The sequence below is a fragment of the Streptomyces shinuiensis genome, from assembly GCF_043660855.1.
GTDB lineage: Bacteria > Actinomycetota > Actinomycetes > Streptomycetales > Streptomycetaceae > Streptomyces.
The window spans coordinates 2,143,474-2,154,043 of the sequence record NZ_JBIHML010000001.1 but is presented as its reverse complement, the minus strand read 5'-3'; the positions used below and the strand labels follow the sequence as shown (position 1 = coordinate 2,154,043).

12 protein-coding genes are annotated in these 10,570 nt (G+C 71.0%); 6 read left to right on the top strand and 6 right to left on the bottom strand.

Translation table 11 applies throughout. From position 1 onward, the window contains the following. The first annotated feature begins 49 nt into the window (after positions 1-49). Both ACGRHY_RS09495 and ACGRHY_RS09490 read left to right on the top strand, forming a co-directional pair. Entirely contained in the window at positions 50-415 is a 366-nt protein-coding gene (locus ACGRHY_RS09495; protein WP_394637981.1) for a cytidine deaminase, read from the top strand. 46 nt (positions 416-461) lie between these two features. Beyond that, the gene (locus ACGRHY_RS09490) at positions 462-1,739 is read left to right on the top strand and encodes a thymidine phosphorylase (RefSeq protein WP_394634952.1); all 1,278 of its coding nucleotides are present in this window, start codon (positions 462-464) and stop codon (positions 1,737-1,739) included. 103 nt (positions 1,740-1,842) lie between these two features. On the opposite strand, the gene ACGRHY_RS09485 is transcribed toward ACGRHY_RS09490, so the two are convergent. Beyond that, positions 1,843-2,256, bottom strand: a complete 414-nt coding sequence (locus tag ACGRHY_RS09485) for a hypothetical protein (RefSeq protein ID WP_394634951.1) — start codon at positions 2,254-2,256, stop codon at positions 1,843-1,845. A gap of 749 nt (positions 2,257-3,005) precedes the next feature. Between ACGRHY_RS09485 and ACGRHY_RS09480 the strand changes: the two genes are divergently transcribed. Continuing rightward, complete coding sequence (locus ACGRHY_RS09480) at positions 3,006-4,406, top strand: alpha/beta hydrolase (RefSeq protein ID WP_394634950.1); 1,401 nt, start codon at positions 3,006-3,008, stop codon at positions 4,404-4,406. A gap of 108 nt (positions 4,407-4,514) precedes the next feature. On the opposite strand, the gene ACGRHY_RS09475 is transcribed toward ACGRHY_RS09480, so the two are convergent. The 4 genes from ACGRHY_RS09475 to ACGRHY_RS09460 form a co-directional block, all read right to left on the bottom strand. Beyond that, entirely contained in the window at positions 4,515-5,054 is a 540-nt protein-coding gene (locus ACGRHY_RS09475; RefSeq protein ID WP_394634949.1) for a GNAT family N-acetyltransferase, read from the bottom strand. Positions 5,055-5,240: 186 nt separating this feature from the next. Further along, positions 5,241-5,834 (bottom strand): DUF2750 domain-containing protein, encoded by a 594-nt coding sequence (locus ACGRHY_RS09470; protein ID WP_394634948.1) that lies wholly within the window; start codon positions 5,832-5,834, stop codon positions 5,241-5,243. A 73-nt stretch (positions 5,835-5,907) separates the two neighbouring features. Continuing rightward, the gene (locus ACGRHY_RS09465) at positions 5,908-6,108 is read right to left on the bottom strand and encodes a DUF397 domain-containing protein (protein WP_394634947.1); all 201 of its coding nucleotides are present in this window, start codon (positions 6,106-6,108) and stop codon (positions 5,908-5,910) included. Between the two features lie 13 nt (positions 6,109-6,121). Next, the gene (locus ACGRHY_RS09460) at positions 6,122-6,976 is read right to left on the bottom strand and encodes a helix-turn-helix domain-containing protein (protein WP_394634946.1); all 855 of its coding nucleotides are present in this window, start codon (positions 6,974-6,976) and stop codon (positions 6,122-6,124) included. Between the two features lie 186 nt (positions 6,977-7,162). Here ACGRHY_RS09460 and ACGRHY_RS09455 point away from each other — a divergent pair, with 186 nt between their 5' ends. Both ACGRHY_RS09455 and ACGRHY_RS09450 read left to right on the top strand, forming a co-directional pair. After that, the gene (locus ACGRHY_RS09455; protein WP_394634945.1) at positions 7,163-7,510 is read left to right on the top strand and encodes a hypothetical protein; all 348 of its coding nucleotides are present in this window, start codon (positions 7,163-7,165) and stop codon (positions 7,508-7,510) included. Positions 7,511-7,608: 98 nt separating this feature from the next. Beyond that, on the top strand, positions 7,609-8,199 hold the full coding sequence (locus tag ACGRHY_RS09450) for a Uma2 family endonuclease (RefSeq protein WP_394634944.1): 591 nt from the start codon (positions 7,609-7,611) through the stop codon (positions 8,197-8,199). 31 nt (positions 8,200-8,230) lie between these two features. Here the strand turns inward: ACGRHY_RS09450 and ACGRHY_RS09445 are convergent, their stop codons facing one another. Then, positions 8,231-9,481 carry an MFS transporter gene (locus ACGRHY_RS09445; RefSeq protein WP_394634943.1) on the bottom strand — a complete coding sequence of 417 codons (1,251 nt, stop codon included), beginning with the start codon at positions 9,479-9,481 and terminating at the stop codon, positions 8,231-8,233. Between the two features lie 92 nt (positions 9,482-9,573). Between ACGRHY_RS09445 and ACGRHY_RS09440 the strand changes: the two genes are divergently transcribed. Then, positions 9,574-10,548 carry a LysR family transcriptional regulator gene (locus tag ACGRHY_RS09440; RefSeq protein WP_394634942.1) on the top strand — a complete coding sequence of 325 codons (975 nt, stop codon included), beginning with the start codon at positions 9,574-9,576 and terminating at the stop codon, positions 10,546-10,548. Positions 10,549-10,570 lie beyond the last annotated feature (22 nt).

The window sequence follows — 10,570 nt, the reverse complement described above, 5'->3', positions numbered from 1 at the left end:
CGCCGGCCGGGCCGACTGGCCGGCGCTGCGGGAGCGGGCCCGGGAGCTGATGTCCCGGGCCTACGCCCCGTACTCCAGGTACCCGGTCGGCGCCGCCGCGCTGGTGGACGACGGCCGGATCGTCGGCGGCTGCAACGTGGAGAACGCCGCCTACGGCGTCGCGCTGTGCGCCGAGTGCGGCCTGGTCTCCGAGCTGGCCGCCACCGGCGGTGGCCGGCTGGTGGCCTTCACCTGCTGCGACGGCCGCGGCGAGATCCTCATGCCGTGCGGCCGCTGCCGCCAGCTCCTGTGGGAGCACGGAGGCCCGGACCTGGCGGTCGACACCGCTTCCGGCGTCCGGCCGCTGTCCGACCTCCTGCCGGACGCCTTCGGCCCCGACCACCTCGCCGACGCGGACGGCCCCACCGACCGCTGACCCGCGCCCGGCGCCCCCGACCCCTCCCAAGGAGCAACACCCCCTGATGGACGCCATCTCCGTCATCCGCACCAAGCGCGACCGGGGCCGTCTCGGCGACGCCCAGATCGACTGGGTCATCGACGCCTACACCCGCGGCGAGGTCGCCGACGAGCAGATGTCGGCCCTGGCCATGGCGATCCTGCTCAACGGCATGGAGCGCGAGGAGATCACCCGCTGGACCGCCGCGATGATCGACAGCGGCGAGCGGATGGACTTCTCCGCCCTGCCCAGGCCCACCGCCGACAAGCACTCCACCGGCGGCGTCGGTGACAAGATCACCCTGCCGCTGGCCCCGCTGGTCGCCGCCTGCGGCGCCGCCGTCCCCCAGCTCTCCGGGCGCGGCCTGGGCCACACCGGCGGAACGCTGGACAAGCTGGAGTCGATCCCCGGCTGGCGGGCACTGCTGAGCAACGACGAGATGATGGACGTCCTGCGCTCGGTCGGCGCGGTGATCTGCGCGGCCGGCGACGGACTGGCCCCGGCCGACAAGAAGCTCTACGCGCTGCGCGACGTCACCGGCACCGTCGAGGCGATCCCGCTGATCGCCTCCTCGATCATGTCCAAGAAGATCGCCGAGGGCACGGGCTCGCTCGTCCTGGACGTCAAGGTCGGCTCCGGCGCGTTCATGAAGAACCTCGACGACGCCCGCGAGCTGGCCTCCACCATGGTCGGGCTCGGCACCGACCACGGGGTGCGCACCGTCGCCCTGCTCACCGACATGTCCACCCCGCTCGGCCTGACCGCGGGCAACGCCCTGGAGGTCCGCGAGTCGGTGGAGGTCCTGGCGGGCGGCGGCCCGGCCGACGTCGTCGAGCTGACGCTGACACTGGCCCGCGAGATGCTCACCGCCGCCGGACTGCCGGACGCCGACCCCGCCGAGGCGCTCGCCGACGGCTCGGCCATGGACCACTGGCGCCGCATGATCACCGCCCAGGGCGGCGACCCGGACGCGCCCCTGCCCGTCGCCCGCGAGCGGCACACCGTGACGGCCCCCGCCTCCGGAGTCCTGACCGGGCTGGACGCGTACGCCGTCGGCGTCGCCGCCTGGCGCCTGGGCGCGGGCCGCGCACGCAAGGAGGACCCGGTGCAGGCCGGGGCCGGGGTGGAGCTGCACGCCAAGCCCGGCGACCGGGTGAGCGCCGGGGCCCCGCTGCTGACCCTCCACACCGACACCCCAGAGCGCTTCGACTACGCGCTCGAAGCACTTGCCGGCGACGCGATCGGGATCGCCGACACGGCCTCGGCCGAGCCCACCCCCCTGATCCTGGACCGCATCGCCTGACACCCGCGCTCGCGGCCGTATGCCGTGGGCGGGGCTCACGCGGAGGCGCCCGTACCCCCGGGACGTGGGGTACGGGCGCCTTTCCCGTCCGGCCGGCCGGGGCTCAGGCGCCCAGGTCGTAGAGGACGAACTCCTCCCAGGAGCCGCCGATCTCGGCGGAACGGGCCCGCAGCGCACCGGTGTTGGGAGCCGGGTAGTTCTTCTCCGTCGCGACGAACCGCTCGTTGCGGACCGACTGCATCGCGATGAGGGAGAGCTCGTCCGCGTCCGAGCCCTGCTCGGTGAGGTCCTGCGCGGTGAGGTTCTGCGCGGCGGGGCCCTGGGGGGCGGAGGAGCGCTTGCCGTCCGCCCCGCCGTTCAGGGCGGCCACCTCGCCGCCCTCGACCACCTCCCAGCCGGCCGGTACGGCGGTCCGCACGGTGGCCGGGCGGCCGGTCTGCGCGGCGGCCGCGGCCGCCGGGGCGGTCAGCGCGGAGGCCCCCACCAGAGCGCTCAGGGCCAGAAGAACGGAGGTCATGCGTCGCACGGGTCGTCCTCACCTTCGGTGAATCGGCGGTGATTCCGGGGCGGCGGAGAAACGAATTCGGCGCCTTCGGGCGCCTGCGTGTGCCGGAACGCGCGATTTACCGCGCGGCGATTTCCCCCCGGCTCCACTGCCCCCGGAACCGCGATCGGAACGCCCTCCCCTCGGACGCTCCCGCGGCTGCCCCGCGTCGATCCACGAGGCAGCGCCAGGCTATCGGCGGACGCCTTCTTTCCGCGAGCTGATTCCGTTCGATTTCCGAATCGGAAAGGAATTCTCTCGGTGAGACCGGTTCCGCAACTTCGGGTTAACGCGGAGGGGGGCGTTTGTTTTCCGGGTGCGGGTGCGGTGGGGGCCGGGGATGTGCGGGGGTCGGTGCCGGTCCGGGGCGAACATTCCGGACGGCATGATTTACGGCCGTTGCCGTGCACCGCTGACTGAAGCGCCTATTGGCCGCAAATCACGCCCCTGGCCTCCGGCATGGGGAACCCCGGAGTGTCCGGAACGTCCGCCCCTCCCCGTCCCCTCCCGCCGTCGCCCGGCTGCGGGCGGACGGTGGTGCGGTCCGGACCCCGAGGGCGGTATCGGCCCGTCGCCCGGCTGCGGGCGCGGGGCGAAGACGCTCGCCGCTTCCGTCGGCACCGCTTCCCGGCGGTCTCGTCTCCCGCTTCGCGCGATACAGTCAGCCCTCGGTCCATTGACCTCCCGGAAGCTTCGACCTCGACCAAGGACACCTGTGACCAGTGCGACGCAAGCGCGGCATGCCGGGGGCGCGTAACCCCGGCCGCGCCACGGCCGTCCGCTGGTTCGCCGGCGTGGTGGCCCTGGCCGTCGTCGTCCTCGCCGGCCTGTATGTGTACCGGGCTGACGAGCGCGGGCAGTCGACAGCTCCCGAGCCTCAGCCGTGTGCCGACGAGACCGTCCGCTGCCACCTGCTCCCCACGGGAGTGTGGGCGGTGATCTACGCACCCCTCGGTGAGGATGGCGCGCCGACCGCTCGCACACCCGGAGAACGGGACGGACTGGTCCTCTGGGACCCGGGAAGGCCTGGGCTGCGTCCGCTGGACGCCGTGGCGGCCCGATCGCTTCTTCCTTCCTGGTTGCGCCACCGGGCGGTGGCCACATTCGTCCAGCCCTGGGCTGTTCACGGGGTCAGCGCCGAATGCCTCGAAACCGTCACTGACGTGTCGAAGGGTGGCGAACTCTCGGAATGGCAGACGAAGAACTGGCCCGACGATTTCCAGAACGCCTGCGACATGGACCTCTACCGCCTCGACCGTGCGGAATACCAGGAGTCGTTCAAGGAGCTCGTCGAGAAGGAGGGGGAGATATCGGGGGTGTACGCGCAGTCGTTCGGCGCGGTCCGGGCAACGGCTGTGATGCCCGAGCTGGAGCGCGCCGGCGGCTGGGGGGTGATGGACGCTCCCGCGCCTCCGCCGGGCACGTCCGCGACCACGCTCATGGTCGAGCGGAGCCTCGCGGTGGAGGCGGGCTTGCAGGACGTCATGGAATGCGACGAAAGCGATGCGGCCTCCGACTGCTGGCAGAAGCTTCACCGGACGCTCCGGGACATGGGCTACGACGGCACGCAGACCGGTCTCGCCGACGGCGTCGAGGAGTACGAGCGGATGACCGCTCTCTTCTCTCTCTCCCGCGACCTCGGAAAGAACGCTGAACCACTGCGCGAGATCCTGACCAGTTGGCCGGATATCGGCAAGGCGGGCAAAGGGGTCGTAGAGTCCAACAGTCGTAGCTACACCCGCCGTCACCGCGACGGTCAGGTGCTTCCGGAGTTCGTGGGATACCTTGCCAACGTCTGCACGGCGTACCGGGGGTGGGGAGTGGGCGCGGGGTCGCAGGAGAGGAATCCTCTCGGAGCCGCGCTCTCGGGCATGCACCGTCCGTGCTCGGTGATGCCTGCCGGTGCGGACTCCACATGGACGATGCCCGATAAGAAGGAAGCACCGAGACTGCTTCTCCTCGTGAACCCCCTGGACCCGGTCAACCCGCCTCATGCGGCGGAAGCATGGGCCGAGAAATACCCTGACGCCGACCGTCTGGATTACAGGCATCCAGGCCACACGAAGGCGCCCGAGGAACTCGACGCAGAGGTTTCCGCCTGGGTCACCGGATCGGTCGGCTGACGGGCCGCAGCGGCGGCCGTAAGCCATGCCGTCCGGCGCGCTGCGGGTCGGCTTCCCGCATGCCGTACCGCATCTTCCGTGCACATGCCCCTGCTACCGCGGCGAACGTCAGACTCTCGTACCGCGGGCGATCCGGTACAGCATGTTCGGGCGCAGTGGTCCTTCGGGTGCGGCGGGGTCGTCGAAGTCGTCGGCCGGGTTCCGGGTCATGCCGATCCGGCGCATGACCGCCTGTGAACGAAGGTTGGTGGCTGTGGTCACGGCGAGGACTTCGGGAAGCTCGAGCGTGTCGAAGCCGTAGCCCAGTACCGTCAGTGCGGCCTCGGTGGCGTAGCCCTGGCCCCAGGCCGACCGGGCGAGTCTCCAGCCGATCTCCACTCCGGTGAACGGCATGCCGTCATCCACTTCGTCCAGGCCCGCAAAGCCGATGAACTCGCCTGTGGCCTGCACCTCGACCGCCCACCACCCGTAGCCTCGCCGGTCGAACTCGGCCTGGAACAGTGCCACAGCGGCATCGCTCTGTTCACGGTTGAGTACATCGCCCAAGTGTTCGCGGACCTCGGGATCGGCGTTCATCGCCGCCCATGGTCCGAGGTCGGAGTCACGCCATCGACGAAGGAGGAGGCGATCGGTATGCAGTTCGGCCATGCCGACCAGCCAACGTGAGCTCTCCCTCCGGGGCAATCCCTTTTCCAGGGCGACACGGCTGCGCGGACAGGGCATACACGGCTCGCCTCCAAGCTGAACGAAGCGCCCTGACCCGGACTGCGCTTCGGACCGGGCCTGATCTGCCGATGCCGCCCGCGCTCATTCCGATGGTGCATGCGGTGCCGGTCAGCCGGCGGCAGCGAGGCGATTGAGCGTCTCTGCGACGGTGAAGCTCCACCCCACAAGACGAGGACCTGACCAGTTGATCCCGATCAGCAACCCGTCCTCGGCGGCGGAGGGCAATTCGGCCTCCAGCCACTGTTCCAGGGGCATCGATGCCACCCACAGTCCGTGACCCCACACACGTGCCGCCCGGGTGGCACGGGCGGAGGTGGACCAGAACGGCAGGCTCCGTGTGCCGTCGGAATCCCGAGGCGCCGGGCTCCCCTGCTCGTCCCGCACGAGCCAGACCGTCCGGCTGCGGGGGACGTCCCGGAAGAAGGCTGCGGCCTGCGCACCACTTGGGCTCACAGCCACCGCAGCGTAGCGGTCACTCCTACTGCGACGGTCTTTGACCGACCGATCTGTCGGGGCAAGCGCTGAGCACTGGCACCGCGCGACGGACAGCCGGGAACCAGCCGCAGCGGGGCAACGGCGGGAGGGGGCGGGGAGGGGCGGATGTTCCGGACACTCCGGGGTTCCCCATGCCGGAGGCCAGGGGCGTGATTTGCGGCCAATCGCTGGGTCACCCAACGGTGCACGGCAACGGCCGTAAATCATGCCGTCCGGAATGTTCGCCCCGGACCGGCCCCGACCCCCGCACATCCCCGGCCCCACCGCACCCCGGTCCAGGTCAGGAATCGGTGAAGCGGTCGAGCTCGCCCGTCTTCACACTGCGTATGAAGGCGGCCAGCCTCTCGGGCGTGGTGGTCAGAACGGCACCGGAGTCGTCGCTCTCGCGCAGTTTGATGGTGCCGTCGTCGCTCGCGGCGACGTAGACGCAGTTGGCGGCCGTTCCGCTGTAGGAGGACTTCTGCCACCTGTCGGTCGACATCTTCTCTTCTCCTTCAGAGCGTTCGTGCGATGCCATGGATCAGATCGCGAGATGGCACCGGTTCAAGGGCGTTGGCCTCCAGTTTGTCGAGCACGGCTCGGTACCTGGCCAACTGCGGTTGAGTGGCCACGAACTCCGAGTGCGTGTCCGTGTCCACCTGAACGGTGTCCAATTGGGGAACCTCGGCAGCGAGGTAGACGATGCCCGCGCCGGAACTGGGGTAACTCCCGGTGCCGAAAGGGATCGCTTTCAGGCTGACATGATCCTGTTCACTCATGGTGAGCAGGTGCCGCAGTTGCTCCTGGGCGACTTTCGGACCGCCGAAGCCCATGCGCAGTGCGGCCTCGTGGACGATCACGGTCAGAGGAGTCGGTCTCTCGCCGTAAAGCACCGCCTGCCGCTTGATCCGGTGCGAGACCAGATGTTCCACCTCGGGTGGCGACAGCGCGGGCACCACGTCCTGGAAGAGCGCGCGGGCGTGGTCGGCTGTCTGAAGCAGGCCGGGAAGATGTACCGCTGACGCGATGCGCACGGAACGCGCGAAGTGCTCCAGCTCGGCCAGTTCCAGTGCTCCGGCGGGAAGGATCTCCCGGTACTCCTCCCACCAGCCGCGTGTCCGTCCGCCTGTCATCGAGGCGAGGGCGTCGATGAGGGCCTGGTCCGTGCACGAGTACAAGCGGGCCAGGGCTCGTACGCGTTCGGCGCTCACCGGGTAGCCACCGGACTCGATGCCGCTGATGCGAGCCTGGGTGGTGCCGTGGAGTTCACCGGCCTGGGTGGCGGACAGCCCCGCCTGTTCTCTCAGCCGGCGAAGTTCCGCGCCCAGGCGTCGTTGCCGGATGGTCGGTGGGACCTTGCTCGGCGGCATGGTCGTTCTCCCTGGCTCGTACACGGTTCCCGGTGGTCACCCCGGAGAGCGAAGAAGCGTATGCATTCTTTCGCTTCGATGGAATGCATACCACCGACCTCGCTACGGTGAGGCACACCGCGACCGGTGCGGCTGCTCCCGCCAGGTCGCACAGTCGCGTTCACACCCCTTCCGCAGGAGGCGTTCATGGACACCGTATCCCCGCAGAACGGCGGCCCCGGACCGCACGGAAATCCCGGAGCCGCAGGGCAGGGAGGCTTCGGGGAGGAGTTGCGGGCGATGGTCGTGGACCTCGCGCCGCGGCAGTTCGCCGTGGTCCAGATGTGGGATGCGGGTGACGGGGAGCTGGACGGGTGCGTCGCCGCGTGGGGCACGGTGTACGAGGACGGGCGTACGCAGGTGAGCGGCGCCGATGGCGCCTCGCGGCTCGTGCTCGGCTCGCCGGAGCGGGCCGTGTGGTGGTTCGGGCGGGAGGCGGGCGTCACGGCCCGGCTCGTCTGGCTCGCCGCGCCCGAGCGGACCGCCGCTGCCTGACCTGCGAGGTTCCCCGTTCGGGTGAATGGGGGCGGTGGACCCGCGCGGGGTGCGTTGGGCATGCTGGGATCGGTGACGCACCGATAGAGGAGACCGCCATGAGCGCACTCACCGTCGATCCGGGGCCGGGGCGTGCCCACGGCTGGGACGACCTGGTCCGGCTCTGGGAGGAGACGGACGGGCCCGAGGGCTCCAAGGTGGAGATCATTGATGGGGTCGTTACTGTGTCACCACCGCCTGCCAAGGATCACAACGACATCGCTGACGAGATCCAGCGGGCGTTGTACACGGTGATCCCCCGAGACTGGGGCATCTACCAGACTCAGGGCGTTTCCGTTCCTTCTCGCAGCGGGATCTACATCCCCGACCTCCTGGTCGTGCCGAAAACCGCGATGAGGGATGCGGATCGGTTTGTCTCGGCGGACGATGCGGAACTCGTCGTGGAGATCACCTCGTCATCCAACGCCCGGCACGACCGGGTCAGCAAGCCCGCCGGTTACGCCCAGGCCGGGGTGCCCCTGTATCTGCTGGTCGACCGCTGGGCGCCCGGCGGCCCGACCGTGACGCTCTACGGGGAGCCGAAGGAGGACGTCTACCGGGTGCTGCACGCGGGGAAGTTCGGGGACACCATCCACCTTCCCGATCCCTTCGGCCTCACCATCGACACGGGCGTCTTCCCCGCCGGCTGAGCCGGCCGGAAAGACACCCGCGGGACGGGGCTCAGCAGGTCCGCGCGACCGCCAGGCGGCGCTGGACCACCGCGCGGCGCGTGGCGTAGAGGGTGACGCCCGCCGCCAGGACCAGGGCAGTGAGGGAGAAGGCGACCGTCGCGCTCCAGCCGGCCGCGTGGTAGGCGATCGCGCCCAGCGTGCCGCCCAGGGAGCTGCCGACGTAGTACGCCATCTGGTACAGAGCCGAGGCCTGGGCCCGGCCCGTCTTGGCCGTGCGGCCCACCGAGCCGGAGGCGACCGCGTGGCCGGCGAAGAAGCCCGCCGTGACCAGGACCAGGCCCAGCAGTACGGCCGCGAGGGTGTCGCCGAGGGTCAGCAGCAGGCCGGTGGTGGTGGCACCGATGGCCAGGTAGAGCGCGCCGCGGCGGCCGAGCCGTCCGGTCAGGCGCCCGGCGGCGGCCGAGGAGACCGTGCCGACGAGGTAGATCACGAAGACCGAGCCGGCCAGGCCCTGGGAGAGGCCGAAGGGCTCGGAGGTCAGCCGGTAGCCGACCACCGTGTAGACCGCGCCGAAGACGGTCATGAACAGCAGGCCGAGGGTGTACAGCCGCACCAGCAGCCCGTCGGACAGGTGGCCGCGCACGGTGTTCAGCACCTCGGCGGGACGCAGTGAGGCCGGGGTGAAGTTGTGCGCCCGGGGGATCAGCAGCCGGTAGGCGAGGGCGCACAGCAGGGCGAGCGCGCCGACCGCCGCGAGCCCGGTGCGCCAGCCCCAGCCCTCGGCGACCCAGCCGGTGAGGACGCGGCCGGTCATCCCGCCGACGCTGTTGCCCGCCACGAACAGGCCGATCGCCCCGACCAGTGCTGCGGGCCGTACCTCCTCCGCCAGGTACGCCGTCGCCGAGGCCGGAATGCCCGCGATCGCCGCGCCCTGCAGGACGCGCAGCGCGATCAGCACCTCCATGCTGGGGGCGAAGGGCAGCGCGAGCGCGACGGCGACCGCGACCGCCAGGGAGCCCGTCATCAGGGCGCGCCGTCCGAAGCGCTCGGAGAGGGCGGACAGCGGCAGCACGGCCACCGCGAGCGCGATGGTGGCGGCCGAGACGGTCCAGCTCGCCTGTCCCGGCGTCACGCCGAAGTCGGCCGAGAGGGCGGGCAGCAGGGGCTGGGTGGAGAACAGCAGGGCGAAGGTCGCCAGGCCCACGGCGAAGAGGGCGAGGCTGATGCGCCGGGTGGAGGACGGGAAACGCTCGGGAGAGGCACCTGCGCGGACAGGCGCCCCGGTATCGACGGAAGGCATGTCCCGAACGTACGATCAAGGATCTGATGCGTCCAATGCACAAAGGTGCCGGTCTTCATGCAGGAGTGCATAAGGTGAGATGGGAGGGTGCTGTGTCACCGGTCGGCAACAGAAAAGACATCTCGGTTACATCCGACACATCCGGTGACGCCGCTCACATCGACCCCGGTTCCTGGGCCGCCGTGCTCACCCCGCGGCTGGCGCAGTTCGTCGCCGTGGCCCGGCACGAGCACGTCACGCGGGCGGCCGGCGAGCTGGGGGTGCCGCAGTCCACGCTCAGCCGGGCGATGGCCCGGCTGGAGGACGATCTGGGAGTCGCGCTCTTCGCGCGGCGGGGGCGGACGGTCGCGCTGACGCCGGCCGGGCGTACCTTCCTGGCCTCGGTGGAACGGGCGCTGGGCTCGGTGGAGCAGGCGGCGGAGGCGGTGCGGGCGGACGCCGATCCGGCGGCGGGGAAGGTGGCGTTCGGCTTCCTGCACACGCTGGGGTCGGAGACCGTGCCGGGGCTGATCCGCTCCTTCCGCGCCGACCATCCCCGGGTGCGCTTCTCGCTGGTGCAGACGTACGGCGAGGCGATGATCGAGCGGCTGCGCGCCGGGGATCTGGACCTGTGCCTGACCTCCCCGGTGCCGGACGCCCCGGATCTGGTCGCGCGGCGGCTGGACGAGCAGCGGCTGCGGCTGGTGGTGCCCGAGGAGCATCCGCTGGCGCGGCGCAGGCGGGTGCGGCTGGAGGAGGCGGCGCAGGAGCCGTTCATCACCCTGGAACCGGGCTACGGGATGCGGCGGATCTTCGACGCGCTGTGCGCCGAGGCGGGTTTCAAGCCGAGGATTGCGTTCGAGGGGGAGGAGGCCGAGACGCTGCGCGGGCTGGTCGCCGCCGGGCTGGGGGTGGCCCTGCTGCCGCCTCCGGCCGTGCCCCGGCCGGGGGTGCGGGAGCTGGCGGTCAGCCGGCCGCGGGCGGTGCGGGAGATCGGGGTGGCCTGGGTGGACGGCCGCCCGGACACCCCGCCTGTGGCGGCGTTCCGGACGTTCCTGCTGAGCCGCCGGGGGCGGCTGCTGGCGTAGGGGCGCGCAGGGGTGCCGTGTG

Excerpts from the sequence above, each read along its gene's own strand:
- ACGRHY_RS09495 (WP_394637981.1), top strand. The coding sequence starts at position 50 with ATGTCCCGGGCCTACGCCCCGTACTCCAGGTACCCGGTCGGCGCCGCC.
- ACGRHY_RS09490 (WP_394634952.1), top strand. The coding sequence starts at position 462 with ATGGACGCCATCTCCGTCATCCGCACCAAGCGCGACCGGGGCCGTCTC.
- ACGRHY_RS09485 (WP_394634951.1), bottom strand. The coding sequence starts at position 2,256 with ATGACCTCCGTTCTTCTGGCCCTGAGCGCTCTGGTGGGGGCCTCCGCG.
- ACGRHY_RS09475 (WP_394634949.1), bottom strand. The coding sequence starts at position 5,054 with ATGGCCGAACTGCATACCGATCGCCTCCTCCTTCGTCGATGGCGTGAC.
- ACGRHY_RS09470 (WP_394634948.1), bottom strand. The coding sequence starts at position 5,834 with ATGATTTACGGCCGTTGCCGTGCACCGTTGGGTGACCCAGCGATTGGC.
- ACGRHY_RS09465 (WP_394634947.1), bottom strand. The coding sequence starts at position 6,108 with ATGTCGACCGACAGGTGGCAGAAGTCCTCCTACAGCGGAACGGCCGCC.
- ACGRHY_RS09460 (WP_394634946.1), bottom strand. The coding sequence starts at position 6,976 with ATGCCGCCGAGCAAGGTCCCACCGACCATCCGGCAACGACGCCTGGGC.
- ACGRHY_RS09455 (WP_394634945.1), top strand. The coding sequence starts at position 7,163 with ATGGACACCGTATCCCCGCAGAACGGCGGCCCCGGACCGCACGGAAAT.
- ACGRHY_RS09450 (WP_394634944.1), top strand. The coding sequence starts at position 7,609 with ATGAGCGCACTCACCGTCGATCCGGGGCCGGGGCGTGCCCACGGCTGG.
- ACGRHY_RS09445 (WP_394634943.1), bottom strand. The coding sequence starts at position 9,481 with ATGCCTTCCGTCGATACCGGGGCGCCTGTCCGCGCAGGTGCCTCTCCC.